22 protein-coding genes and 1 tRNA gene are annotated in these 23,468 nt (G+C 65.9%); 7 read left to right on the forward strand and 16 right to left on the reverse strand.

All coding sequences use genetic code 11. From position 1 onward, the window contains the following. Positions 1–5 precede the first annotated feature (5 nt). From QCE64_RS03565 to hemN, 9 genes are all read right to left on the reverse strand, one after another. Positions 6–446, reverse strand: a complete 441-nt coding sequence (locus QCE64_RS03565; protein ID WP_309914526.1) for a hypothetical protein — start codon at positions 444–446, stop codon at positions 6–8. A 102-nt stretch (positions 447–548) separates the two neighbouring features. After that, on the reverse strand, positions 549–1,694 hold the full coding sequence (locus tag QCE64_RS03570) for a fimbrial protein (RefSeq protein WP_310002679.1): 1,146 nt from the start codon (positions 1,692–1,694) through the stop codon (positions 549–551). 254 nt (positions 1,695–1,948) lie between these two features. Beyond that, positions 1,949–3,277, reverse strand: coding sequence for a guanine deaminase (gene guaD / locus QCE64_RS03575; protein WP_310002681.1), 1,329 nt, complete (start codon positions 3,275–3,277; stop codon positions 1,949–1,951). A gap of 29 nt (positions 3,278–3,306) precedes the next feature. Beyond that, complete coding sequence (locus QCE64_RS03580; RefSeq protein WP_309929486.1) at positions 3,307–4,677, reverse strand: NCS2 family permease; 1,371 nt, start codon at positions 4,675–4,677, stop codon at positions 3,307–3,309. A 4-nt stretch (positions 4,678–4,681) separates the two neighbouring features. Next, complete coding sequence (locus tag QCE64_RS03585; RefSeq protein WP_309914538.1) at positions 4,682–5,704, reverse strand: adenosine deaminase; 1,023 nt, start codon at positions 5,702–5,704, stop codon at positions 4,682–4,684. Between the two features lie 37 nt (positions 5,705–5,741). Further along, the gene (gene xdhC / locus QCE64_RS03590) at positions 5,742–6,758 is read right to left on the reverse strand and encodes a xanthine dehydrogenase accessory protein XdhC (protein WP_309914541.1); all 1,017 of its coding nucleotides are present in this window, start codon (positions 6,756–6,758) and stop codon (positions 5,742–5,744) included. A gap of 468 nt (positions 6,759–7,226) precedes the next feature. Then, positions 7,227–7,745 carry a disulfide bond formation protein B gene (locus tag QCE64_RS03595; protein ID WP_309919601.1) on the reverse strand — a complete coding sequence of 173 codons (519 nt, stop codon included), beginning with the start codon at positions 7,743–7,745 and terminating at the stop codon, positions 7,227–7,229. A 122-nt stretch (positions 7,746–7,867) separates the two neighbouring features. Then, positions 7,868–9,247, reverse strand: coding sequence for an amidase (locus tag QCE64_RS03600; protein ID WP_310002683.1), 1,380 nt, complete (start codon positions 9,245–9,247; stop codon positions 7,868–7,870). Between the two features lie 187 nt (positions 9,248–9,434). Next, positions 9,435–10,817: an oxygen-independent coproporphyrinogen III oxidase gene (gene hemN, locus QCE64_RS03605; RefSeq protein ID WP_310002686.1), complete on the reverse strand. Its 1,383-nt coding sequence runs from the start codon at positions 10,815–10,817 to the stop codon at positions 9,435–9,437. 157 nt (positions 10,818–10,974) lie between these two features. On the opposite strand from hemN, the gene QCE64_RS03610 reads away from it, so the two are divergent. The 3 genes from QCE64_RS03610 to QCE64_RS03620 all read left to right on the forward strand — a co-directional run bounded on the left by QCE64_RS03610 (position 10,975) and on the right by QCE64_RS03620 (position 12,839). Then, on the forward strand, positions 10,975–11,271 hold the full coding sequence (locus QCE64_RS03610) for a YkgJ family cysteine cluster protein (protein WP_309914549.1): 297 nt from the start codon (positions 10,975–10,977) through the stop codon (positions 11,269–11,271). An 81-nt stretch (positions 11,272–11,352) separates the two neighbouring features. Further along, positions 11,353–11,943 carry a DUF1439 domain-containing protein gene (locus QCE64_RS03615; RefSeq protein WP_309807619.1) on the forward strand — a complete coding sequence of 197 codons (591 nt, stop codon included), beginning with the start codon at positions 11,353–11,355 and terminating at the stop codon, positions 11,941–11,943. Between the two features lie 62 nt (positions 11,944–12,005). Next, positions 12,006–12,839: an undecaprenyl-diphosphate phosphatase gene (locus tag QCE64_RS03620; RefSeq protein ID WP_310002688.1), complete on the forward strand. Its 834-nt coding sequence runs from the start codon at positions 12,006–12,008 to the stop codon at positions 12,837–12,839. A gap of 49 nt (positions 12,840–12,888) precedes the next feature. Here QCE64_RS03620 and trmB read toward each other — a convergent pair whose 3' ends face one another. From trmB to QCE64_RS03635, 3 genes are all read right to left on the reverse strand, one after another. Then, the gene (trmB, locus tag QCE64_RS03625; RefSeq protein ID WP_310002690.1) at positions 12,889–13,632 is read right to left on the reverse strand and encodes a tRNA (guanosine(46)-N7)-methyltransferase TrmB; all 744 of its coding nucleotides are present in this window, start codon (positions 13,630–13,632) and stop codon (positions 12,889–12,891) included. Positions 13,633–13,725: 93 nt separating this feature from the next. Next, a tRNA-Gly gene (locus QCE64_RS03630) sits at positions 13,726–13,800 on the reverse strand. Between the two features lie 67 nt (positions 13,801–13,867). After that, entirely contained in the window at positions 13,868–14,428 is a 561-nt protein-coding gene (locus QCE64_RS03635; protein ID WP_309914558.1) for a YggT family protein, read from the reverse strand. 829 nt (positions 14,429–15,257) lie between these two features. Here QCE64_RS03635 and QCE64_RS03640 point away from each other — a divergent pair. The 3 genes from QCE64_RS03640 (at position 15,258) to QCE64_RS03650 (ending at position 17,155) form a co-directional block, all read left to right on the forward strand. Continuing rightward, on the forward strand, positions 15,258–15,419 hold the full coding sequence (locus tag QCE64_RS03640) for a hypothetical protein (protein ID WP_309807623.1): 162 nt from the start codon (positions 15,258–15,260) through the stop codon (positions 15,417–15,419). A 334-nt stretch (positions 15,420–15,753) separates the two neighbouring features. Then, a complete protein-coding gene (locus tag QCE64_RS03645; RefSeq protein WP_310002691.1) occupies positions 15,754–16,047 on the forward strand; it encodes a hypothetical protein in 294 nt (97 codons plus the stop codon). Positions 16,048–16,189: 142 nt separating this feature from the next. Further along, positions 16,190–17,155, forward strand: a complete 966-nt coding sequence (locus QCE64_RS03650) for a threo-3-hydroxy-L-aspartate ammonia-lyase (RefSeq protein ID WP_310002693.1) — start codon at positions 16,190–16,192, stop codon at positions 17,153–17,155. A gap of 20 nt (positions 17,156–17,175) precedes the next feature. On the opposite strand, the gene QCE64_RS03655 is transcribed toward QCE64_RS03650, so the two are convergent. Genes QCE64_RS03655 through QCE64_RS03665 form a run of 3 tightly spaced genes read right to left on the reverse strand, consistent with a single transcriptional unit; the run spans position 17,176 to position 20,443 of the window. Further along, complete coding sequence (locus QCE64_RS03655) at positions 17,176–17,844, reverse strand: LysE family transporter (RefSeq protein WP_309914565.1); 669 nt, start codon at positions 17,842–17,844, stop codon at positions 17,176–17,178. A gap of 2 nt (positions 17,845–17,846) precedes the next feature. Continuing rightward, on the reverse strand, positions 17,847–18,851 hold the full coding sequence (locus tag QCE64_RS03660; RefSeq protein WP_310002695.1) for an asparaginase: 1,005 nt from the start codon (positions 18,849–18,851) through the stop codon (positions 17,847–17,849). Continuing rightward, the gene (locus tag QCE64_RS03665) at positions 18,848–20,443 is read right to left on the reverse strand and encodes a UbiD family decarboxylase (RefSeq protein WP_309914571.1); all 1,596 of its coding nucleotides are present in this window, start codon (positions 20,441–20,443) and stop codon (positions 18,848–18,850) included. The genes QCE64_RS03660 and QCE64_RS03665 overlap by 4 nt, the downstream gene beginning before the upstream one ends. A 587-nt stretch (positions 20,444–21,030) precedes the next feature. Between QCE64_RS03665 and QCE64_RS03670 the strand changes: the two genes are divergently transcribed. After that, positions 21,031–22,197 carry a transglycosylase SLT domain-containing protein gene (locus QCE64_RS03670; protein ID WP_310002697.1) on the forward strand — a complete coding sequence of 389 codons (1,167 nt, stop codon included), beginning with the start codon at positions 21,031–21,033 and terminating at the stop codon, positions 22,195–22,197. Between the two features lie 77 nt (positions 22,198–22,274). On the opposite strand, the gene QCE64_RS03675 is transcribed toward QCE64_RS03670, so the two are convergent. Further along, positions 22,275–23,468 carry a pyridoxal phosphate-dependent aminotransferase gene (locus QCE64_RS03675; protein WP_310002699.1) on the reverse strand — a complete coding sequence of 398 codons (1,194 nt, stop codon included), beginning with the start codon at positions 23,466–23,468 and terminating at the stop codon, positions 22,275–22,277.

The following is a 23,468-nucleotide window of genomic DNA, read 5'->3' on the forward strand; positions in this document are numbered from 1 at the left end:
TGCGGTTATTGCTTGCAGAAGATCGCCGTGATGAAAGGCGCGACGTGGTGCACCACTGCGTCGCTGCCTGCCTCGCGCACCTTCTGCGCGACTTCCTCGTCGCCGCCCCAGACGACCGCGCCATACGCCGCGTCGCCGATCGGCTCGCCCTTGCCCTGCTTGAAGAGCGGATCGTCCTTCTGATACGCGACCAGCGCGTACACCTTGAAGCCATAGGCCGTCAGCGTCGCGCCCTTCACGGCGCGGAAGGCGTTGATCGAGTTCGACTCGATCCGCATCGGCTTCTTCTCCAGCAGATTGTCTTCCTGCAGCGGCGCGATGAAATCATGCGGCGTCGACTTGCAGTCGAGCTGTGCTTCGAGGGCACGCGCATGGGCGAATGCGCTGAACGAAGCCAGCGCCAGCGATAGCGCAAACGAGGTGATGCGGGCGGCGAGCTTCTTCATGGCGGCGCGGGATCGTGACAGGCTGCACTTTAACGAGAATGCAATAAAAGTGCTTGGACTGTCGAGCGCGCGCGTGACCACACGCTTTGTTCAAACGCGCAACTATTGATACGACATGGTGAACGTCGCCAGGCCGGCGACCTTTCCGGGCGTCATCGGATTCGCGGTGCGGATGTATCGCACGTTCAGCGGGATCGTCATCGGACCGCCGCTTGCCGTTCCGGCCGACCACTGATTGGTGTTGCCGGCCGCGCTGGAATCGGGCCCGTAGGCGATCAGCGTGGTGCCGTTGAGAATTTGCAGGCCGACACCCGATGCCGTCGATCCGCTTCCCAGTGTCAGCACATTCGAGGTGTTGGATGGCGTGGTGGCATCGGTCAGCGTGAGGTTCACCGACGTGCCGGCGGCGCAGTTCAGGCCGAGAGAGAACAAGGTGTTGCCCGCCACGGCGCCGGTGCTCGAAAGACTGGATGGCGAGACGGATGGCAGGGTGATGCCCACGGCCGGCGTGGTGACGTTGCAGCCGCGGGCGGTAATGGATGTCGCGCCGCTCGGGGAGAGGACGCGGAACGCGTAGCGTCCAGCCATGCCGACGTAAAAGTATCCGACTACGTTCTGGCTTCCGGGCCCGGTCGGATTCAACGTGAGCACGCCGCCCTTGACGGGTCCCGTCACGACGAGCTTGACGGTAACCATGACCTGCGAAGAAAAATAATTGGCGCCCGAATTATTCGGTAGCGACGCGCCGTCGATGGCGGTGTCCATCGTGGCTGTTCCGCTGAGGCCGCCGCCGGATATCGACGAGGTGTAGCCGATGCCCGGAACCGAGGTCGCGCCTATCCGATTCGGCTGAACGGGGCCGGCCGTGAGTGCCCAGAAGACGCTGCCGCCGCCATTGCCGCAGTTATCGCTATAGGTCGCGCCGGCGGTGTTCGGGATGGGCCCGCTCACCGTGGCGATGACCGTTCCGACCGGTGCGTTGGCGGGCACGCTGATGGTGGCCGGGAAAGAGACGGATGCGTCTGGAAAGGTCGCCGTCGGCGCGCAAGCATGCGCGTATTCGGCACCGGTGAGCATGCCGGACAGCGAGATAACCGCCGCGGCGATCTTGCGCGCTGTCAGTGTGTTCGATCGGGAACCGCGGGGGCGAGGCAGGATCGTCCGCACATGCAGCGTGAGCCCGGAACGGCAATGGCCGAGCCTGAGAAACAGCCTGAATAACTTTTCGGTCTCGGTAACTGAAAACATCGTGGGTCTTCCGGTGAAGCAACGCCTCGTTGTGTTCGATCAGGAAGGCGCTGCCAGGCAAGCTCGATACAGCCACCGCCCTCGATGCTTTCTGTCAGGCTTCCACGCAGCCCGAATGTTAAGAAACCGAAACGTCGTCCGCCATCGTACTAATCTGAATGATGCGGACATTGCCAGGAATGCGCGTCGAGGGCCGCCGGACGCGTGAATCGTCCGGTGGCTGCCGTTGCGGGAACGATCTGCCTGAAGCCGCTCTACGCTGCCTTGTCGAGGATGACCGTCTTGCGCCCGTCGCGCGCATGCGCGCGCTTGCCGGCGGCATGCGTCTCGAACACCGCGCGGTCGTCGCCGAGCAGCGCGAACGCGAACAGCAGTTCTTCCAGCGACTCCGTGCGCGACGTGCGGCGCGCGAGAAGCGGCGTCGCGTTCGGATCGAGCACGACGAAGTCCGCTTCGCTGCCGGGCGCGAGCGTGCCGATCCGGTCGTCGAGTTCGAGCGCCTGCGCCGCGCCGGTCGTCGCGAGCCAGAACATGCGCGTCGCCGTCAGGTGATGGCCGGTCAGGCGCGCGATCTTGTGCGCGGCGCCCATCGTCTGGAGCATCGAGAACGACGTACCGCCGCCCACGTCCGTCGCCATCGCCACCGGCATGTTGGCCGCACCGGCTTTCTCGAAGTCGAACAGGCCGCTGCCGAGGAACAGGTTCGATGTCGGGCAGTGCGACGCCACCGCGCCGGTTTCCGCCATGCGTTCGCGGTCGCGGTCGTCGAGATGGATGCAGTGGCCATAGACCGAACGGCGGCGCAGCAGACCGTAGTGATCGTAGATGTCGAGATAGCTCCGATGCCCCGGGAACAGGCTCTCGACCCATTTGATCTCGTCGGTGTTTTCCGCCACGTGCGTCTGGATGAACACGTCCTGATGCTGCTGCGCCAGGGCGCCGCACGCTTCGAGCTGCGCTTCCGTCGAGGTCGGCGCGAAACGCGGCGTCAGCGCGTATTGCTGACGGCCGCGTCCGTGCCAGCGCGCGATCAGTTCGGCGCTGTCGTCATAGCCGGATTGCGCGGTGTCGCGCAGGAACTCGGGACAGTTGCGGTCCATCAGCACCTTGCCCGCAACCATGCGCAGGTCGCGCGACTCGCTTTCCGTGAAGAACGCCTCGGCGGATTGCTTGTGCACCGTGCAGTACACCAGCGCCGTGGTCGTGCCGCAGGCGAGCAGTTCGTCGAGGAAGAAGCTCGCCGTCTCGCGCGCGAGCGCCGGATTCTCGAAGCCGCGTTCGGTCGGGAACGTGTAGGTGTTGAGCCAGGGCAACAGGCCCGGCGCCGGCGACGCGATCATGTCCGTCTGCGGATAGTGAATGTGCGAGTCGATGAAACCCGGCACGATCAGCTTGTCGCGCATCGTGTGGACGATCGCGTCAGCGGCCAGCTGATCGCGCACCGACGCATACGCGCCTGCCGCGACCACCTTGCCGTCTTCGACGATCAACAGGCCGTCGGCCTCATACACCGCGCCGTCGGCGGCATGCGCGGGATCTTCCCGGAAAGTCAGCAACTGGGCGCGCCAGGCGGTCTGAGTCATGATGCAACGTCTCCGTTTCTGTAAAGGGACTACAACTGCGAAAGCAGGACCAAAGCAAAGGCCGCGATGATCCACATCGCCGGCTTGACCTCCCGCGCGCGGCCCGTCGCCGTCTTCAGCACGACGAACGCGAGGAAGCCGTACGCGACGCCATCCGTGATCGAATAGGTCAGCGGGATCAGGATCATCGCGAGGAAGGCCGGAATGGCTTCGTCGAAGCGCTGCCATTCGATCTTCGTGATCGCTTCCATCATGAACACGCCGACGAGCACGAGCGCGGGCGCGGTGGCGATCGCCGGAATCAGCGACAGCAGCGGCGAGAGGAACAGGAACGGCAGGAAGCACAGCCCGGCCACGACCGCCACCAGCCCGGTGCGCCCGCCCGCCGAAATGCCCGCCGCCGATTCGATATACGCGTTCGCCGGACTGGTGCCGAGCGGCGCGGACACGAGCGCCGAGAAGGAGTCGACCATCATCGACTGGCGGATGTTGCGCGGATTGCCGTCCTGGTCGTAGAGCTTGCCGGCTTCGGAAATCGCCATGAAGGTGGAGAGCGCGTCGAAGAACGACGTGAACAGCATCACGAAGATGAACGGCCAGTAGATGAGCTTGAGCGATCCCATCAGGTCGAGCTGGCCGATGGCCGAGAAATCCGGCGCGGCGAACAGGCCGTTCCAGTTGACGAGCGTTTTCGTCGCGATGGCGGCGGGCCAGTAGGCGGTGCCGTCGCCCCACCAGCGGCCGATCGGCAGCGCGATGAGCGTCGTGAACACGATGCCCAGCATCAGCGCGCCCGTGACCTTGCGCGCCACCAGGATGGTGGTGGCCGCGAGCCCGATCAGGAAGGTGATGACCACCGGATTCAGCGATGCCGAATGCACGATCGTGACCGGATCGCTCACCACGAACTTGGCGTTGACGAGCCCGATCAGGCTGATGAACAGCCCGATGCCGCACGACACCGCATGCCGCAGGTTGGCCGGGATCGCATCGACGACGAGCTTGCGCGCGTTGAAGGCCGCGAGCACCGCGAAGATCACGCCGGACCAGAACACGCAGCCGAGCGCGGTCTGCCACGGCATCTTGCCGCCGTGCACCATGACGAAGGCGAACAGCGCGTTCATGCCCATGCCGGGCGCGACGAGCACCGGATTGCGCGCATACAGGCCCATCGCGCAGCTGCCGAGGAAGCTGACGATGACGGTCGCCGTGAGCGCCGCCGGAAACGGCACGCCCGCCTGCGACAGGATGCCCGGATTGACGACGATGATGTACATCGCCGTGAGGAAGGTCGTGATGCCCGCGACGACTTCGGTCTTCACGCGCGAACCCGCCGCGCGCACGCCGAAGAAGCGTTCGATGGCGGTCATGTCCCGGTTGGACGCAGCGGTCGTGTCCATGGGCTCACTGCTTCCAGTAGGCATCCAGGCGCGCGATCATGTCCGCGCGCTCCGCGTCGGTCACGAACGACGCTTCCAGGCTGTTGCGCAGCAGCGTGTAGACCTCGTGATCGTCGAGCTTCAGCGCATCGACGATCGCGAAGTAGTTCGCGTTGACGTAGCCGCCGAAGTACGCGGGATCGTCGGAATTGATCATCACGGCGACGCCCTGATCGAGCAGGTCTTTCAGCGTGTGCTTGGTCATGTCGTCGAACACGCACAGCTTGAGGTTCGACAGCGGACACACGGTCAGCGCGATGCGCGCATCCGCGAGTCGCGCAACGAGAGCCGCGTCCTCGATGCTGCGCACGCCGTGATCGACGCGATCCACCTTCAGCAGATCGAGTGCCTCGTAGACGTAGGACGGCGGACCTTCCTCGCCCGCATGCGCGACGAGTTTCAGGCCGCGCTCGCGCGCCTTCGCGAACACGCGTTCGAACTTCGACGGCGGATGGCCGCGTTCCGATGAATCGAGCCCCACGCCGATCAGCCGGTGCGCGTACCGGTCGAACAGCGGCAGCGCGCTTTCAAACGTGGCGAGCGCGTCTTCTTCGGACAGATGGCGCAGGAAACACAGGATCAGCTTCGACGTAAGGCCGCGCTTTTCGGCATCGGCGAGCGCGCGCTCGATGCCGGCCACGACCGTTTCGATCGGCACGCCGCGTTCGGTGTGCGTCTGCGGATCGAAGAAGATTTCGGTGTGCGTGACGTGATCGGCCAGCGCGCGTTCGACATAGGCGGCCGTCATGTCGTAGAAGTCCTGCTCGTGCAGCAGCACGCTCGCGCCGGCGTAGTAGATGTCGAGGAACGATTGCAGGTCGGTGAATGCGTAGGCGGCGCGCAGTGCGTCGATGGAGTCGTACGCGAGCGGCACGCCGTTGCGCTGCGCGAGCGCGAAGATCAGCTCGGGTTCGAGCGAGCCTTCGATGTGGATATGCAGCTCGGCCTTCGGCGCGTGCGCGATCTTGTCGGCGAATGTGGGATTCATGGGCTGTTATGGGTTGGGGCTTGTTTCGCGTCCGGGCTCAGACGCTCTGTTGCGACGACGCACGCGCCTGCGTGTTGGCTTCGACCGCTTGCAGCAGCTGGGCGGCTGCCGCGACCGCGATCACCTCGGGCGCCTTGTCGACGATGCCGTCGATGCCGATCGGACACACCATCCGCGCAATGCGCGCCGGGTCGATGCCGCGCGCCACGAGCCGGTGCTCGAACTGCTTCTTCTTCGTGAACGAGCCGATCATGCCGAAGAACGCGAAATCGCCGCGCCGGAGGATGCACTCCGCCAGCGCCAGATCCACCGTGTGGTTGTGCGTCATCACGAGGTAGTAGGCGTTGGGCGGCGCGCGGTCGATGGCTTCGTCGGGGGCGTCGTTCGGCTCGATCGTCACGTTGTCCGGCACGAACTGCGGCGCGGGAAACGCGGCGTCGCGCTCGTCGACCCAGGTGACGTGGCAGGGCAGCGTCGCGAGCACGCGCACGAGCGCCGCGCCCACATGCCCCGCGCCGAACAAGACGACCTGGAAGTCGCGCGGCGCGATGGTCTCGGTCAGCAGCGGTCCGCTTTCGGCGAAACCGGCGCCGTCCCATAGCAGGCAGTCGGCGTCGGCGGCGGCGGATTCGGGATCGGACAGCATGACGGCGTCGGGCTGGGGCGCGAACGAAATGCTGCGCACGGTCGACAGACCTTGCGCGGTGCGCTTCGCGAGCGTGGTCACCCAGTTCAGGTCGGCGACGTCGAGCCGCTCGAAAGCCAGCACCACGGCGCCGCCGCAGCACTGGCCGAGACTCGGGCCGAGCGCGAAGCGTTCGAGCCTGCGCATGTGCGGACGGCGCATGCCTTCCTTCAGGACTTGCCGGGCGGTCTCGATAGCCTTCCATTCGAGATGGCCGCCGCCGATGGTGTAGCGCGCATCCTCGCGCGTGACGATCATCTTCGTGCCTGGCTCGCGCGGCGCGGAGCCTTCGACACGCGCGACCGTCACGAGCACGACGGCATCGCCGTGCGCGAGCAGGTGTTGCAGGTCGTTCAGCCAAACTTGCATCGATGGAGCTCCGGGAAAGGTATCAGGGTGGCGTGAGGGTGAATCGTCGCAATCCGTAGTTTATCGGGATGGCTCGATGCGCCCACGCGCACGCGGAGACTGCCGGGTGCCGGACGTGCAAGGGCCGGGCGGATGCCGTGCGTGAGGAGACGTGACAGGGGATGCGGATGGTGTGCTTTGTCATGATCAGGAAGACATTGCGGACCCGGCGCGCGTTACGCGGTTGTCGTTCGTTTCGGGGCTGACCGAAAAAACACGGCTTGCCTGGGCAGAACGGACTGCGCGCACGTAGATCGCCATCCAGACATGACCTTAGCATTGCAATATCAAAAAAATATTGCCGGCTCCGTATCAAGGGTATGCGGTCGGACTGATGCGTGGCGGGAAAGATGCGTGGAGCGGGGAGACGGGCGGCGCGAACGCCCCGCCCGGGACAACGAATGGCCCGGACGGCCCGGGCGGCAGGAATTACCGCGCGGTCGCGCGCAGCTTGCGCTTGAACCGCAGGCTCGCCAGCACCAGCACGAAGATGATCGCGAAGGCGATCAGCGACCATTGCGGCAGCGAGAGGCCGAGGATCGGCGGATACGGGGTCTCGCACAGGCCCGCGACCTTGAACACCTGCGGCAGCCAGCGCGCGGGCGGCAGGCTGTCGACGACCGGTTGCAGCGCGTCGAACCCGCAGCTGAAGCCCGGATGCGACTGCACATACACATGCCGCGCGGCCGTGGCGAGCCCGCCGAGCGCCGACAGCGCGACCAGCGTCTCCAGCAGCGCGATGCCGCGCCAGTTGTTGAAGCCCGCGCCGAGGAACGCGAACACCGCGATCAGCACGAAGAAATAGCGCTGGATGATGCACAGCGGGCAAGGGTCCTCGCCGTGATAGAACTGCAGATACAGCGCGCCACCGACCAGTCCGAGACAGACGAGCCCCAACAGCACCAGCAGGCGCCGCTCGCGCCGCATGACGCGGTCGCCCTGATGCATCGAGAAGTGATGTAAAGAGTTGTTCATTGTTCCGCAACGATTCGAGAAGGAAGTGCCTGAGTTGCGCCGCTTGACGGTGAATTCTAGCGCGAACGCCGCACCCGCGACGCCGCGCCGCCGCTTCAGCGCGTCGTGGCGAGTACGGCTTCGACCGCGCGCCCGATGGACAGCAACGCGTCGTCGGCGTTCGGCGCGCCGGCCAGCATCAGGCCGACGGGCGCGTCGCCGCGCGGGTGACACGGCAGCGACAGGCCGCAGGCATCGAGGAAATTGAAGGTGGTCGGATTGCGCAGGATGAGCGCGTTGGTCCGCGTGAAGAGGTCGTCGTCGGCGTCGAGGTCGGCGATGCGCGGCGGCAGCACCGGCACGGTCGGGCAGACGATCGCGTCGAAGCGCTGCCAGAGCGTCGTGCGTGCTTCCTCGATCATCGCGGCGCGGGCCTCGCACAGGTCGATGTAGTCGGCGGCGCTCGCCGCTTCGGCGCGCTTCAGCCGGGCCAGCACGCGCGGATCGTAATCCGCGCCGCGTTCGGCCATCAGCTTCCGGTGCCAGGCAAAGGCTTCGATCGCGACCAGCGGATAGCGGTTGATCTCCGGCAGCCGGTCGAGCGGCGCGAAACGCACGTCTTCGACCACCGCGCCCGCCGCCGCCAGATGATCGATGGCCGCGGCGACCGCGCCGGCGACCGGCGCCTCGACGCCGTCCGTCACGTAGTTCGTCAGCACGCCGAGGCGCACGCCATCGAGCGGACGGGCGGCGGGCACGCCGGGCTCGCGGCCCGCGAGAATGCGGTCCACCAGCGCGCAGCAGGCCACCGAGACGCCGATCGGTCCGAACGAATCGAGTGTGCGGGAGAGCGGAATGCCGCCTTGCTTCGGGATGCGGCTGGCGGTGGGCTTGAAGCCGGTGATGCCGCACAGCGCCGACGGAATGCGGATCGAGCCGCCGGTGTCGGTGCCGAGCGCGACGGCGGCCATGCCGTCCGCGACCGAGGCCGCCGCCCCCGACGACGAACCGCCCGCGATGCGCGCGTCGCCCGGCACGTCGGCGCGCCACGGCGAATGCGGGGTGCCGTAGTGCGGATTGAGCCCGAGGCCCGAGAACGCGAACTCGCTCATGTTGGTGCGGCCGATCAGCACCGCGCCCGCGCGGCGCAGGCGCGCGACCGCCACGGCGTCGGCGCGGGCGGGCGCGTGGTCGCTCAGCGCGGTCGAGCCGGCGTGCGTCACCTGGCCTTCGATATCGAAGAGATCCTTGATGGACACCGGAATGCCGGCCAGCGGCGACAGCACGGTGCCGGCGCGGCGCAGCGCGTCGTGGGCGTCGGCGGCGGCACGGGCCTGATCGGCATCGACGTGCAGGAAGACGGTCGAGCCTTGGCCCGCGGGATCGGCGATCCGTTCCAAGGCCGTCTCGACCAGCGCGCGGCTGGTCGTGCGGCCGGCGTGGAGATCGGCGGCGAGTTGGGCGAGCGGAGCGAACTGCGGCGAGGGGCTGGGCATGAGGTGGCGGCGGCAGGGCCGTTCGCGATGCGCCTTCGACCGTCCCGGCGCTTCGCATCGGCGTGAATGGACGGGCGCGGAGTCTTGCTTGCAGTGCCTGCGGCTCCGGCGCCCGGAGTGGCTGTCATTCTAAGCCAGCAAGGTAAGAAATACGCTTCCTGGAGCCTCGCTGATGCCCGACTTTCCTTCAGAGCGTGCGCGAGAAGCGCTGCGTGCCGGTCTGTCCCAGATAACGGTCGAACACCGACGCGACATTGCGCACCAGCATGCGTCCCGCGGGCAGTACCCGAAGCGCGTCGCGCGAGAGTTCGATGAGGCCGTCGTCGGCCATCGGCGCGAGGCGTTCGAGTTCGTCCGCGAAGACCGCCGGAAACTCGATGCCGTGCGCCTGCGCGACTTCATCGAAACGCAGCTCGCCGCCGCACATCACACGCATGATCAGGTCGCGGCGCAATTGATCGTCGGGCGAGAGGCGCACGCCGCGCGCGATCGCGAGCGTGCCCGCATCGATCGCTGCCGCGTAGTCGGCGAGCGTGCGCGCGTTCTGCGCGTAGACGTCGCCGACCTTGCCGATCGACGAAGCGCCGATGCCGATCAGATCGCAATCCGCCTGCGTGCTGTAGCCCTGGAAGTTGCGCTGGAGCGTGCCCGCCGCGTGCGCGCGGGCGAGTTCGTCGTCCGGCAGCGCGAAGTGATCCATGCCGATGTACACATAGCCCGCCTCGCTCATGCGCGCGATCACGCGTTCGAGGATCGCGAGGCGCACGGCCGGCGACGGCAGCGCGGTGGCGTCGATGCGCCGCTGCATCTTGAAGAGTTCCGGCAGGTGCGCGTAGCCGAACACGCTGACGCGATCCGGCCGCATCGCGATGAGTGCGTCGAGCGTGCGCGAAAAGCTCTCGACGCTCTGATGCGGCAGGCCGTAGATGAGATCGGCGCTGACCGAGCGGAAGCCGTGCCGGCGGGCGGCATCGAGCACGCGCTCGGTCAGCGCGCGCGGCTGGATGCGGTTGACGGCGCGCTGCACGCGTTCGTCGAAGTCCTGCACGCCGAGGCTCAGGCGGTTGAAGCCGAGTTCGCGCAGCAGCGCGACCGTGTCCGCCGAGGCCTCGCGCGGATCGATTTCAATCGAATATTCCGCGTGCTCGTCGGGCACGAGATTGAAGTGCTCGCGCGTGGCCGCCATCAGTTCGGCCATCTCGTCGTGCGCGAGGAAAGTCGGCGTGCCGCCGCCCCAGTGCAGCTGCGTGACGGGGCGCGCGGGATCGAACAATGTGGCCTGCAGCGCCAGTTCGCGCTTCAGGCGTTCGAGGTAGGGCCGGGCATGCGCGCGATTTTTCGTCGCGACCTTGTTGCAGCCGCAATAGAAACAGACGGTGTCGCAGAACGGGATGTGCAGGTACAGCGACAGCGCTTCGTGCGGCTGGCCGCGGCGGGCGGCCGCGCGATAGTGAGCGGGATCGAAGGTGTCGGTGAACTGCACGGCGGTTGGATACGACGTGTAGCGCGGCCCGCGAGCGTCGTAGCGGGCGAGCAGATCGGGGCGGAAGAACGGAGCGGCGGATGTCATGGCGGGCCTCTGGAATTCGTTCGAGTGTAGGGCGGCGTCGGGCGCCGGACGTGCGCGCCAGGGTCGCAGAACGGCATGCCCGGTTTGACGGATCGCAAGACGAGGCGTGGGACAATGCGGCTTTCGCCTTTTTGTGTTCGCGCGTTTCCTTATCGCCATGTCGATCGACTCTTCGCCTCACGCCTGCCGCGAGGGCTGCGGTGCGTGCTGCATCGCGCCTTCCATCTCCAGCCCGATTCCGGGCATGCCGCACGGCAAGCGTGCGGGCGAACGCTGCGTGCAGCTCGGCGATGATCTGCGCTGCGCGATCTTCGGCGATCCGCGCAGGCCGGCGTGCTGCAGCGGCTTGCAGCCTTCGGCGGAGATGTGCGGCGAGTCGCGCGAATTTGCGCTTCGGTGGATCGAAACGCTCGAACGGGTTACGCAGCCCCACGCGACGCAACTGTCCCGCTGATCGATGGTCCAAAAGCCGAACCGCATCGAACCGCGCCATCCGGCGCAACGCATCGAAGAACCCAGCACTGGAGGAATACGCATGACGCACACCGTCGCGCCGCTGCGGCGCCGGTTCGTGCTGGCAGCGCTGTCGCTGCCCACGCTCGCTCTCACATCGACCGCCCGCGCGGCGTCGAACTCCATCTTCCCGTTCATTCCGGATCACTACACATTTTCCACGCAGCAGGTCCAGGAAGCCGTAGCCCGCAAGTTCCCGCTGCAACGCACGGCCTCGCAGATTTTCGATGTCGTGCTGAGCAATCCGGTCGTCGGCATGGCGCCGGATCGCAATCGCGTGACGGTGCGCGTCGATGCCCGACTCGCGACGCCCTTCATGCCCAATCCCGTGGCCGGCACGTTCACGCTCTCCACGCAACTGGCCTACGATGCCCCCAGCCGTTCGGTGATTCTCGTCGCGCCATCTGTTGACGACGCGCAGTTCACCGGTGACGCCGGGCAGTACAACCAACAGATTGCATCGGTCGGTGCGCAACTCGCGGCCCAGCTGCTCGACCGCTATCCGATCCACACCTTCAAGCCCGAAGAACTCCAGTTCGCCGGGGTGTCTTACGAACCCGGTACAATCACAGTCCTTACAAACGGCATACGTGCGCAGATCGTCGAGAAGTAAGCCGACATCCGCCTGTACGGTGCTTGACAAACAACAGCTGTATCGGCGAACAAGGGTTGCGGATGGACTGGATACTGATGGTGAAGGCGCTCGTTCTGGGCGTCGTGGAAGGCTTGACCGAATTCCTGCCGGTTTCAAGCACGGGGCATCTGATCGTTGCTGGGAGTCTGCTGAATTTCACCGACGCGCAATCGAAAACCTTTGACGTCGTCATCCAGTTCGGCGCGATTCTCGCCATCTGCTGGGAATATCGCGCGAAGATCGGCTCGGTCGTGACCGGGCTGCCGAGTCGTACCGATGCGCGGCGCTTCACGCTCAACGTCATCATCGCGACCATTCCGGCCATCGTGCTGGGCTTGCTGCTGGAAAAGCACATCAAGGCGGTGCTGTTCTCGCCGGTGCCGGTGTCGGTGGCGCTGATCGTCGGCGGCATCGTGATTCTCTGGGCCGAATCGCGCCAGCGGGAACGCGCCGTGGCGCCGCGCGTGACCTCGGTCGACGAACTCGCCTATGCCGATGCCTTCAAGGTCGGTCTCGCCCAATGCTTCGCGTTGATCCCCGGCACGTCGCGTTCGGGGGCGACGATCATCGGCGGCATGCTGTTCGGGCTCGAGCGGCGCGTTGCCACGGAGTTCTCGTTCTTCCTCGCCATCCCGATCATCTTCGGCGCGACGCTCTACGAAATGGCCAAGTACTGGCGCACGCTGACCGTCGGCGATATTGGCTTGTTCGCGATCGGGCTCGTGGCGGCGTTCATCAGCGCGTTCGTGTGCGTGCGCTGGCTGCTGCGCTATGTCGCCTCGCACGACTTCACGGCGTTCGCGTGGTACCGCATCGGCTTCGGGCTGCTGATCCTGATCGTGGGCTACAGCGGCGGGCTGAGCTGGGCCGATTGAATCCCTTTGCGCGATAAAAAAGCCACGGCATGCCGTGGCTTTTTTGCGTTCAGCGACGCCGGAACATCAGGTCCCACACGCCGTGTCCGAGGCGCAGTCCGCGCCGCTCGAACTTCGTGACCGGCCGGAAGTCGGGACGCGGCGCGTAGCCGTCGGCGGTGTTCTCGAGCGCGGGTTCTGCCGAAAGGACTTCGAGCATCTGTTCCGCGTAGTTCTGCCAGTCGGTCGCGAGATGCAGATAGCCGCCCGGCTTCATGCGCGAGACGAGCAGCGCGACGAACTTCGGCTGGATCAGGCGACGCTTGTGGTGACGCGCCTTGTGCCACGGATCGGGGAAATAGATGTGCACGCCGTCGAGGCTGTCCGGCGCGATCATGTGCTCGAGCACTTCCACCGCGTCGTGCTGCAGGATGCGGATGTTGCCGAGTCCTTGCTCGCCGATCAGCTTGAGCAGCGCGCCGACGCCCGGCTCGTGCACTTCCACGCCGATGAAGTCATCGCCGGGACGCGTGGCCGCGATCTCCGCTGTCGTCGCGCCCATGCCGAAGCCGATCTCCAGCACGCGCGGCGCCTCGCGGCCGAAGAGGGCATTCCAGTCCGCCGCTTGCGGCGCGTAGGGCACGACGTAGCGCGGACCGAGTTCGTCGAGCGCGCGCTGCTGTCCTATCGATACGCGGCCCGCCCGCGTGACGAAACTGCGGATGCGCCGGTGCCGCAGCGTCGAGGGATCGTCGGCGGAGGCGGGAAGGTCGGGGGCGCCGTCGGCGGCTTCGTTCTCGGGATCTTGATTCATGGCGAGGCAATGCTGGAAATCAAAAAGCCGCCCGAGTGTGACACTGGAGGCGGCTTTTGCCGGGTGTTCTGATGTGGTTGGTGCTGAGAAACCTGGAGCGGGCGATGGGAATCGAACCCACGTCTGTAGCTTGGGAAGCTACGGTAATGGCCATTATACGACGCCCGCTTTGAGCCGAAGCTCGAGCACGCAATTGTAAGCGCAACGCCTTCGCAGGCGCAATTGCGTGCGCCGCTCAGATGCCGAACAGCGTCATCGATACCGCCACGCGCGTCACCACCATCAGCAGCACCTGCACGATGACGAACAGCAGGATCGGCGAGAGGTCGATGCCGCCGAGCCGTGGCAGGATGCGTCGCAGCGGGTCGAGGAACGGCGCGGTGATCTGAAAGAGCAGTGGCATGGCCGGCGACTGCGGGTTGAGCCACGACAGCAGCGCCATCAGGATCGTCATCCAGATGATGAGGTTCAGCGCCCACTTGATGACGGTCAGCACGGCGACGAGCGCGAGCATCGGCAGCATGAGCGTCGGGTCGACGCCGGCGAGCACGACCATCAGCGTGACGTAGACAGCGGCGGCGATCAGCGCCGCGAGAATGCTGGCCCAGTCGATCTTGCCGCCTGGCAGGATCTTGCGCAGCGGCAGCACGATCCAGTTGGTGGCCTGCATCACGGCATTGGAAACCGGGTTGTAGGGCGGCATGCGCACGACCTGCATCCATGCGCGCAGCAGCAGCGCCGCGCCGAACAGGGTGAAAACGGTGCTGAGCAGAAAACGGGCGATCTCGCCGAACATCTCGGGTCCTCTTGTTTGCGTGTGCAGCGTGGCGGCTGCGTCGGGTCGACTGAAAGAAGCTTGAAACGAACGATGCCAGGCACTAGCGATGGAGCCCGCATCTCCGTGCGCGGCGGGCACGGGCGCCGGCTGCGGCAGCGGGGCGCACGCTCGCGCGGCGCGATTCGGGATGCTTGACCTTGATCATTGTTCATTCTCGGGACGGGAGTGTTTTACCAGGCTGTCGCGAACCGTCACCGGCCGAAGCGGCGCGCGACGAGTCTTAATACTCGCCAGCTCCCGCGGGGCGGACCCTGAAACATCGCGACTTCCTGTTCATGGCGACTTGACTTCCCCGCCCACCGGGCCTTCTCGGTGGGACGCCGGTCGTCACCTTAACACGGCTGCCGTCCCGATTGGGGGCGGCAAGGCGCTTGCGCCAACGACGACATTTTCATATCTCTGGCAGTCGAATGAAAGCAAGTCGTAAATTTCAAAATCCCGGCCGATTGGAAGCCGATTTGCGGCGCATGTTGCGATTTCGACACGCGGGTCGACAGCGCGCGTCACGCAATGCTGGCAGGATAGACTGCATAAAGTGAAACGGACGCGGAGCGGTGCGTCCGATGTTCGACGGCCCATCGTGCGACGCGCATTTGCGGGCCAGAACGGCATGGATTCTGCTGAATGTGGTCAAGCCCACGTGGATGCCAGTGTTGAGTTCCCTGGCGTCCGAAGTGAGCGAGGACAGCGCGAAATACTAAAGAGAAGAAGGATTCGATCGAAGAGGCAGGCGCAACCGGCCTTCAACCTCTTCCTCAGGTTTCATTCGCTACGTTCGGAGGTTGCCATGAGCATTTTTTCGTACCGGAAGCATCTGCGTTTCTTGAGCCAGACCCAGCGCCGCTGCTGGTGGGATCAGAAGAAGCGCCTGACGCCCCGTGTCGTCATCAGCGGCGCCTACGTGCCGCCCAATGTCACGCGCGAGTTCGCTTATGTGAAGGTGGGTTGAGGGCGCAACGCACGACGCTCTCACGACCGCACATCGAAGCCCCGTCGAAGACGTTCGACGGGGCTTTTTCGTTCATTTGTAATCAGACGTTACGCATTCTTTCCTTTCCATCCATGCATGCAATCACGCTGACGGCGAGAACCGCTTCGGCGGGCGATCCCACCTGATCAGCCGAATCGCGCGCGGCTTTCACTGCTAAATCAGCGTTAAGGAACTTGCAATTTGCAACAAATGGTCTCAGCGATAAATATGCATTTTCGTTAAATTCGTTTTCATACCGTCGCTCATGTTCCGCGCAAGCCGGAAACAATGCGAAGCGGCGAGGAGAACGAAAGTGAAAAAGCTCGGTAGTGTGTTAGTGGCCGGCGCGCTCGGCGTCGGGTTCATGAGTGCGGCTCAGGCGCATGTGTCGATTGGCGTCGGCATCGGGGTGCCGGCCTATCCGGTCCATGCTGCGCCGCCCGCGCCGGTATATGTGGCGCCGCCGCCGCCTGTCTACGTCGCGCCGCCGCCGGTGGTGTATGCGCCGCCGCCCCCGGTGGTCTATGGCGGTTACGGCTATTACGGCCGACCGTATTACCGGCACCACGGATACTATCGGCACGGTCCGGGTTACTACCGTTATTGAGCCCAACCGTAAAGCAGCCTGAAAACAGGGCGATGCGTTTCAAAGCGCATCGCCCTTGCTGTTTCCGGCACCCGGAGCAGGGCGGCATAAACTGGGACAATGCCACTTCCTTCCCGCTTCCTCCCAGCACAGGTTGCCGCCGATGACCTTCCTTCCCGCCCCCACCTACGATGACGTCGCCGATGCCGCCCGGCGCCTCGAAGGCTTCGCGCATCGCACGCCGGTCCTGACGTCGCGCACCGCTGACGACATCGCCGGCGCCTCGCTCTTCTTCAAGTGCGAAAACTTCCAGCGCATGGGCGCGTTCAAGTTCCGTGGCGCATGGAACGCGCTGTCGCACTTCGACGCCCGCCAGCGCGCGGCCGGCGTCATCACTTACTCTTCGGGCAATCATGCGCAGGCCATTGCGCTGTCGGCGCGGCTCGCGGGCATACGCGCGGCCATCGTCATGCCCGAGGACGCGCCCGCCGCAAAAATGGAAGCCACACGCGGCTATGGCGGCGAGGTCATCACCTACGACCGCTATACGCAGAACCGCGAGGAGATCGGCCGGCAACTCGCCGACGAGCGCGGCATGACGCTCATTCCGCCCTATGACCATCCGCACGTGATCGCGGGCCAGGGCACGGCGGCGAAAGAGCTGATCGAGGAAACCGGACCGCTCGACTATCTGTTCGTGTGTCTCGGCGGCGGCGGGCTGATCGGCGGATGCGCGCTCGCGGCGGCCGCGCTGGCGCCGGACTGCAAGGTGATAGGCGTCGAGCCGGAAGCGGGCAATGACGCGCAACAGTCGCTCGCGCGCGGCGAGATCGTGACTATCGACGTGCCGCGCACCATCGCCGATGGCGCTGCGGCCACGCATGTCGGCGCTTATAACTTTCCGATCATCCGCGAGCACGTGGAGCGCATCGTCACGGTGAGCGATGCGCAACTGATCGAGACGCTGCGCTTCTTCGCCCAGCGCATGAAGATGGTGGTCGAGCCAACGGGTTGTCTCGCGGCGGCGGCGGTCCTGCAGAAGATCGTGCCGGTCGAGGGCAAGCGCGTGGGCGTGATCGTGTCGGGCGGCAATGTCGATCTCGCGAAGCTCTCGCAGTACCTTGCCTGAAGGCGCCGAGGAAGGCAGGGTCAGCTTGCCGCGTGCACGATCAGGTCGCGGTATCCATTGACGATCACGCTATACGCGAAGTACGCGAAAAGCACCGCCGACATCACATGACACGCGCGCAGCAGCCGCGTGCCGGCGCGTTTGCGGCCGTGGCTGGCCAGCGTGCAGATGAAGAGTGTCCAGGCGAGGCCGCCGCAAAAGAAGCCCGTCAGGAACAGGGACGCGCTGACGGCGCTGGTCGCGCCCGCCTTGGCGATGAGCGCGCCGCCGACGGCCGCGAACCACAGGATCGCGCTCGGCGACGACACCGCCAGCAGGCAGCCGCGCACGAAGCTCTTCCAGTGCCGGGGACGTGGCACGGCGAGATCCGCCTCGCCTTCGACGGGCGGCGCGGAGGCCGGATCGAGCGCCTCGCGCGCCATCTTCCACGTGAGGAACAACAGCACGACGGCGCCGCCGATCCACACCACCCAGCGCACGGCAGGGAACTGCAGCAGCGCCGCCATGCCGAGCAGCGCGAGCGCAGCATAAAACAGGTCGCCGAAACAGGTGCCGAGGCCGAGCACGAACCCCGGCCTGAAGCCATGCGACAACGCCAGCGAGATGATCGCGACGTTGGCGATGCCGATATCGAGGCACAGCGACAGCGACAGAAAAAATCCGTCCGACAACAACGACCACGCATGCATGTTCAAGCCTGATGGGAATGCAGCGTGAAGCGCACGTCGAGCTGGCCGGTCGGCACGCCCATGGTGTTGCGCACGACCGGTTGACGGAAGGCTGCGAGGGCGTCGCGCTGCTGCTGAGTGCCGATGCCGAGCTGTTCGAGCACGTGCACGACGACGGCGTTCAGCACCGCCGTATTGCCGTCCTCGACCTTGATCGCGATGCCGAGCGTGCCGTGCTCGCGCCGCACGCCGATCGCATAGCACGCATCCGCGCCGGTCTTGCCGACCAGGGTGCCGTCGAAGGCCTGCATCAGCAGCGTGCAGAAACGCCCTTCGCCCGCGACGAGTTCGGGATGCGCCGTCATCGCCCGGTGGATGCGTGCGAGCGGCGTGTCCTGCGGGGCGTCGGCGACCGTCATGAAGAGCCGCGCGAGATGCGCGAGCGGGAAGGCGGGCGTCGGCAGGTTGCAGCCGTCGATGGCCCATTGCACTGCATCGTCGGGCAAGCCGGCCGCGCGCGCCATCGTGCGTCTCACGTGCGCCTGCAGCGGATGGCCGGGCAGGTGATAGTCGGCGAGCGCGAGGCCCAGCGCGCGGGCGCCCGCGAGCATGCCGGCGTGCTTGCCCGAGCAGTTGCTGCACACGGCGGTCGGCGTGAAGCCGCGTTTGATCCAGTCGCGCTGCACGGCGTCCGAGATCGGCGGATGGCCGCCGCAGCGCAAGTCGCTCTCGCTGGCCTGCGCCTTTGCGAGCATCGCGCGCACGCGTTCGATATGGCGCGGCTCGCTGCTGTGCGAGGCGCACATCAGCGCGAGATCCTCCTCCGTGAAGCCGAAGCGTTCGAGCGCGCCGGTCTCGATCACGGCAAGCGCCTGCGCCGGCTTCGCCGCCGAGCGCGGCAAGGTGATGCGCTGCGGATCGCCGAACGAATGCACGAGCCGGCCATGCGCATCGACGACGGCGACGTGCGCCGCATGCGTGTTCTCGACGATCTCGCCCCGATAGAGCGTCGCTGCAAGCGCGCTCATGCGTCGAGCCCGAGTTCGGCCCACAGCCCGTCGACGCGGCGTTTCACCGCCTCGTCCATCACGATGGGACGGCCCCATTCGCGGTTCGTCTCGCCGGCCCACTTGTTGGTGGCGTCGAGGCCCATTTTCGAGCCGAGGCCCGCCACCGGCGACGCGAAATCGAGGTAGTCGATCGGCGTGTTGTCGACCATGACGGTGTCGCGCGTGGGATCGACGCGCGTCGTGATCGCCCAGATCACTTCCTTCCAGTCGCGCACGTTGACGTCCTCGTCCACCACGACGATGAACTTCGTGTACATGAACTGGCGCAGGAAGCTCCACACGCCGAACATCACGCGCTTGGCGTGTCCCGGATAGCTCTTCTTCATCTGCACGATCGCCATGCGATAGCTGCAGCCCTCAGGCGGCAGATAGAAGTCGGTGATCTCGGTGAACTGCTTCTGCAGCAGCGGCACGAAGACTTCGTTCAGCGCGACGCCGAGCACCGCCGGTTCGTCGGGCGGCTTGCCGGTATAGGTGGAATGGAACAGCGCGTCGCGCCGCATCGTGATCTTCTCGACCGTGAAGACCGGGAACCACTCCTGTTCGTTGTAGTACCCGGTGTGATCGCCGTACGGACCTTCGAGCGCGTGTTCGTAGCGGGCGGCGGCGCCTGTCGAGGGACGCGGCGGCGCGCCGGCGGGCGCGGCCGGCAGGTTGCCGTCGTGTGGATAGATGAAGCCTTCGAGCACGATCTCCGCGCGCGCCGGCACCTGCAACGAGTCGACGCCTGGCGTCAGGCACTTCGCCAGCTCGGTGCGCGAGCCGCGCAGGAGCCCCGCGAACTGATATTCGGACAACGAGTCCGGCACCGGCGTGACGGCGCCGAGAATGGTTGCCGGATCCGCGCCGAGCACGACGGCGACCGGATACGGCTTGCCCGGGTTCGCCAGCGCGAACTCACGGAAATCGAGCGCGCCGCCGCGATGCGCGAGCCAGCGCATGATGAGCTTGTTGCGCCCGAGCAGTTGCTGCCGGTAGATGCCGAGATTCTGGCGCGGCTTGTTCGGTCCGCGCGTGACCGTGAGGCCCCAGGTGAGCAGCGGTCCGGCGTCGCCGGGCCAGCAGGTCTGGATCGGCAGGCGATAGAGGTCCACGTCCTGGCCTTCCCACACGACTTCCTGGCACGGCGGCGCGCTCACCGATTTCGGCGCCATGTCCCATACCGCCTTGGCTAGCGACAGCAATTTGCCGGCGTCCTTCAAGCCCTTCGGCGGCTCGGGTTCCTTCAGCGCCGACAACAGCCGGCCGACGTCGCGCAGCGAACCGAGCGCGGCAACGTCGCCGCCGAGGCTCGTGTCCGCACTGCCGGGCGCGTCCGTTTCGATGCCCATGCCCAGCGCGACTCGCCGCGTGGTGCCGAACAGGTTGGCCAGCACGGGCATGGTGTGGCCGGTGGGCGCTTCGAACAGCAGCGCGGGACCGCCTGCGCGCAGCACGCGATCCGAGATTTCGGTGATTTCGAGAACGGGGGAGACAGACTGCCGGATGCGGCGCAATTCACCGAGCGCTTCGAGGCGGGCGGTGAAGTCGCGCAAGTCTTTATATTTCATCGATGCTCGCAGGTGAACTCGGGACGCCCGCGGGGCAGCTCTGCACAGGGCGGGACGGCTGCGCGCCACGGCGATTGTCGATTTTACCTGTGCTCGCGTCGGTGCGTTGGGGGACATTCAGCGAAAAGCAGTACCGACGGAAGCGAAAACGTACCTTTCGGGCGCTGAACACTGTTCAATATAACCGTAAGTAATTGAAACCGAAGTCTATAGCATTGACGGATCATTAAACCCTGCTAGAATCGCTTGGCATCCAAAGCAGGTTTTGAAACTTTTTACCGCTGCCTCAGGTCTTTACAGACGCACATGCGTCGCCTGCGCCGAACCTGCCCGGCGACTCATGGCTGTTGGTTGTCACTGCCGGCGTTTCTCACGCCGGTTTTTCGCGTCGAAGGTCACCTGCGCACTCAGGGCATGCAGTACGTGCCGCGCAACCCGGTGTTCATGCCGGATCGGCCTCCAGACGGCGCATGCCGTATCCCCGATGCCGCTTACGCTTGCCAAGAGCGAGCGGTGTCTGATTTGCGCTTTTGATATGGGCTTTATTCGTATTCATCTGCGCTAATCATGCAACATTGGGAGTATCGATGAACGCTTGGTTATCGTGGGGTTCCGACACCCGCGCCGCGCAACTGGTGCGCATCGCGCTGCGTCGTGGACGCCGTTGGAGTCACCATCTCTTCAGCCTGGTCGGCGGCGTCGCCGTGATCACGGCGTTGTCGCTGTGGCTGCTGCCTTCGTGGCGCACCACGCTCGCCGCAAAGGTCATGCCTTTCGTGTCCGCCGCCGTGCAGGCCGGTCCGGCTCGCCTGCTCGCGGGGCAGCCGCTGCCGCCGTTCTCGGCGGTGCATCGCCCGGCGAACGACGCCATGCTGCCGGTGAACCTGGCCGTGAACCACGCCAGCGCCGCTGACGCGCCCGCCGCGAACGGCAACGCGCCCGCCGCGGTCACGCCCTCGCTCGGTGCGGCTGCCAGCGACGACGACAGCACCCGCCAGCTGACCGGCGGCATCAGTCTCGCCGTTTCGCCGAACGGTCTCGATCCGCGCACGATGCCGTCCGTCGGCATGCTGGCGAGTCTGATCCCGGCGCAACGCGTCGTCGCCGATGCGCGCGACGACCGCGTGCTGGTTTCCACGCGTGAGCAGAAACTGGTCGCGAACTTCATCGCGCGGCGCTATCGCGTGGCGGAAGAGCCGGTCACCGAGCTCGTGCGCGCAGCCTTCGACACGGGCCGCGAAGTCGGGCTCGATCCGCTGCTGCTGCTCTCCGTGATGGCGATCGAATCGGGCTTCAATCCATATGCCGAAAGCGGCGTCGGCGCGCAGGGTCTGATGCAGGTGATGTCGAAGGTGCACTCGGACAAGTTCCAGTACTTCGGCGGCTCGCACGCGGCGCTTGATCCGCTTGCGAACATCAAGGTCGGCGCGCTCGTGCTGAAGGACTGCATTGCGCGCGGCGGCTCGGTAGCGGGCGGCCTGCGCTTCTACGTCGGCTCGACGACGCAGGACGACGGCGGCTACGGCGCCAAGGTGCTGGCCGAGCGTTCCCGTCTGCGCGACGTCGCACGCGGCCGCAATGTGCCGATCAATGCCCCGCAGGCGCCGGTTCAACCCGCGCCCAAGCAGGTGCTGGCGTCCGCCACGCCCGAAAAGCGCGTTCACGTGACGATCGATACGTCGAAGAAGCAGGGCGCGCAGGACGATGGCGACACGGAAACGAAGCACGTTGCTTCGGCGGAATTCGGCGCCTGAATACTGTCGCAAGCGTCTGACCAATGAAAAATGGGCACCCGAGGGTGCCCATTTTTCATTCGGCCAAGCTGGAGTGTTCAGCGGCTGAACAAGGACCCCAGCCGAGCCACCGCCTCTTCGAGCTTCGCATGAGCGGTCGCATATGAAAGACGCAAATAGCGCTGCGGCGCATGAAACCCGAAGTCCGTGCCCGGCACGAGCACCACGCCCGCGTCATGCAGCATCGCGTGCGTGAGCGCGTCGCTGTTGCCGGCGGCGGGATGGTGCACCGTGGCGGTATCCGCGTAGACATAGAAGGCGCCGTCCGGCACCACCGGCACGCCGAAACCGAGCGAACGCAGCGCGGGCACGATGTAGTCGCGCCGCCGTTTGAATTCGCCCCGGCGAGCCTCGTAGATCGCGAGCGTCTCGGGCTCGAAGCAGGCGAGCGCCGCATGTTGCGCAAGCGCCGACGCGCAGATGAACAGGTTCTGGGACAGTTTTTCGAGCGCGCCGACCATCGCGTGCGGCACGACGAGCCAGCCGAGCCGCCAGCCGGTCATGTTGAAGTACTTCGAGAAGCTGTTGACCGTGACGACGTCGTCGCCGAAGGAGAGGGCGGACACGGGTTTCGCGTCGTAGCTCAGCCCCTGGTAGATCTCGTCGACGATGGTGAAGCCGCCGCGCGCACGCACCGCGCCGATGATCCGCCGCAGTTCATCCGGCTCGATCGACGTGCCCGTCGGGTTCGACGGCGACGCGAGCAGCACGCCGCGTGTCTTGTCGGTCCAGTATTCCTCGACATGCCCGGCTGTCAGCTGGAAGCGTTCCGCCGGACCGCTCGGAATCAGCACCGGCTTGCCGTCCGCGGCCGACACGAAGTGCCGGTTGCACGGATAGCAGGGGTCGGGCATCAGGACTTCGTCGCCGTGATCGACCAGCGCCATGCACGCGAGCAGCAGCGCCGCCGACGCGCCCGCCGTCACGACGATGCGCGCCGGATCGATGTCGAGGCCGAACGTATCGCGGTAATGCTGCGCAATCGCTTCGCGCAGCGCGTGGATGCCGAGCGCGTTGGTGTACTGCGTGACGCCGCGCGTGAGGGCGTTGGCGGCGGCGCGGGTGACGGGCTCGGGCGCGGTGAAATCCGGTTCGCCGATGCTCATGTGGATGATGTCGCAGCCGGCGCGTTCGAGCACCTGGGCCTGCTTCATCAGTTCCATCACGTAGAACGGCTCGATGGCGCCAACCCGCGACGCCAGTCTCACCAGCGGCTCCGCTGCGTGGTTCAT

It is taken from the genome of Caballeronia sp. LZ043, assembly GCF_031451075.1.
GTDB lineage: Bacteria > Pseudomonadota > Gammaproteobacteria > Burkholderiales > Burkholderiaceae > Caballeronia.

What these genes read in the sequence shown, in the direction of transcription:
- QCE64_RS03565 (WP_309914526.1), bottom strand. Translation starts at nt 446, where the DNA reads ATGAAGAAGCTCGCCGCCCGCATCACCTCGTTTGCGCTATCGCTGGCG.
- QCE64_RS03570 (WP_310002679.1), bottom strand. Translation starts at nt 1,694, where the DNA reads ATGTTTTCAGTTACCGAGACCGAAAAGTTATTCAGGCTGTTTCTCAGG.
- guaD (WP_310002681.1), bottom strand. Translation starts at nt 3,277, where the DNA reads ATGACTCAGACCGCCTGGCGCGCCCAGTTGCTGACTTTCCGGGAAGAT.
- QCE64_RS03580 (WP_309929486.1), bottom strand. Translation starts at nt 4,677, where the DNA reads ATGGACACGACCGCTGCGTCCAACCGGGACATGACCGCCATCGAACGC.
- QCE64_RS03585 (WP_309914538.1), bottom strand. Translation starts at nt 5,704, where the DNA reads ATGAATCCCACATTCGCCGACAAGATCGCGCACGCGCCGAAGGCCGAG.
- xdhC (WP_309914541.1), bottom strand. Translation starts at nt 6,758, where the DNA reads ATGCAAGTTTGGCTGAACGACCTGCAACACCTGCTCGCGCACGGCGAT.
- QCE64_RS03595 (WP_309919601.1), bottom strand. Translation starts at nt 7,745, where the DNA reads ATGCATCAGGGCGACCGCGTCATGCGGCGCGAGCGGCGCCTGCTGGTG.
- QCE64_RS03600 (WP_310002683.1), bottom strand. Translation starts at nt 9,247, where the DNA reads ATGCCCAGCCCCTCGCCGCAGTTCGCTCCGCTCGCCCAACTCGCCGCC.
- hemN (WP_310002686.1), bottom strand. Translation starts at nt 10,817, where the DNA reads ATGACATCCGCCGCTCCGTTCTTCCGCCCCGATCTGCTCGCCCGCTAC.
- QCE64_RS03610 (WP_309914549.1), top strand. Translation starts at nt 10,975, where the DNA reads ATGTCGATCGACTCTTCGCCTCACGCCTGCCGCGAGGGCTGCGGTGCG.
- QCE64_RS03615 (WP_309807619.1), top strand. Translation starts at nt 11,353, where the DNA reads ATGACGCACACCGTCGCGCCGCTGCGGCGCCGGTTCGTGCTGGCAGCG.
- QCE64_RS03620 (WP_310002688.1), top strand. Translation starts at nt 12,006, where the DNA reads ATGGACTGGATACTGATGGTGAAGGCGCTCGTTCTGGGCGTCGTGGAA.
- trmB (WP_310002690.1), bottom strand. Translation starts at nt 13,632, where the DNA reads ATGAATCAAGATCCCGAGAACGAAGCCGCCGACGGCGCCCCCGACCTT.
- QCE64_RS03635 (WP_309914558.1), bottom strand. Translation starts at nt 14,428, where the DNA reads ATGTTCGGCGAGATCGCCCGTTTTCTGCTCAGCACCGTTTTCACCCTG.
- QCE64_RS03640 (WP_309807623.1), top strand. Translation starts at nt 15,258, where the DNA reads ATGAGCATTTTTTCGTACCGGAAGCATCTGCGTTTCTTGAGCCAGACC.
- QCE64_RS03650 (WP_310002693.1), top strand. Translation starts at nt 16,190, where the DNA reads ATGACCTTCCTTCCCGCCCCCACCTACGATGACGTCGCCGATGCCGCC.
- QCE64_RS03655 (WP_309914565.1), bottom strand. Translation starts at nt 17,844, where the DNA reads ATGCATGCGTGGTCGTTGTTGTCGGACGGATTTTTTCTGTCGCTGTCG.
- QCE64_RS03660 (WP_310002695.1), bottom strand. Translation starts at nt 18,851, where the DNA reads ATGAGCGCGCTTGCAGCGACGCTCTATCGGGGCGAGATCGTCGAGAAC.
- QCE64_RS03665 (WP_309914571.1), bottom strand. Translation starts at nt 20,443, where the DNA reads ATGAAATATAAAGACTTGCGCGACTTCACCGCCCGCCTCGAAGCGCTC.
- QCE64_RS03670 (WP_310002697.1), top strand. Translation starts at nt 21,031, where the DNA reads ATGAACGCTTGGTTATCGTGGGGTTCCGACACCCGCGCCGCGCAACTG.
- QCE64_RS03675 (WP_310002699.1), bottom strand. Translation starts at nt 23,468, where the DNA reads ATGAACCACGCAGCGGAGCCGCTGGTGAGACTGGCGTCGCGGGTTGGC.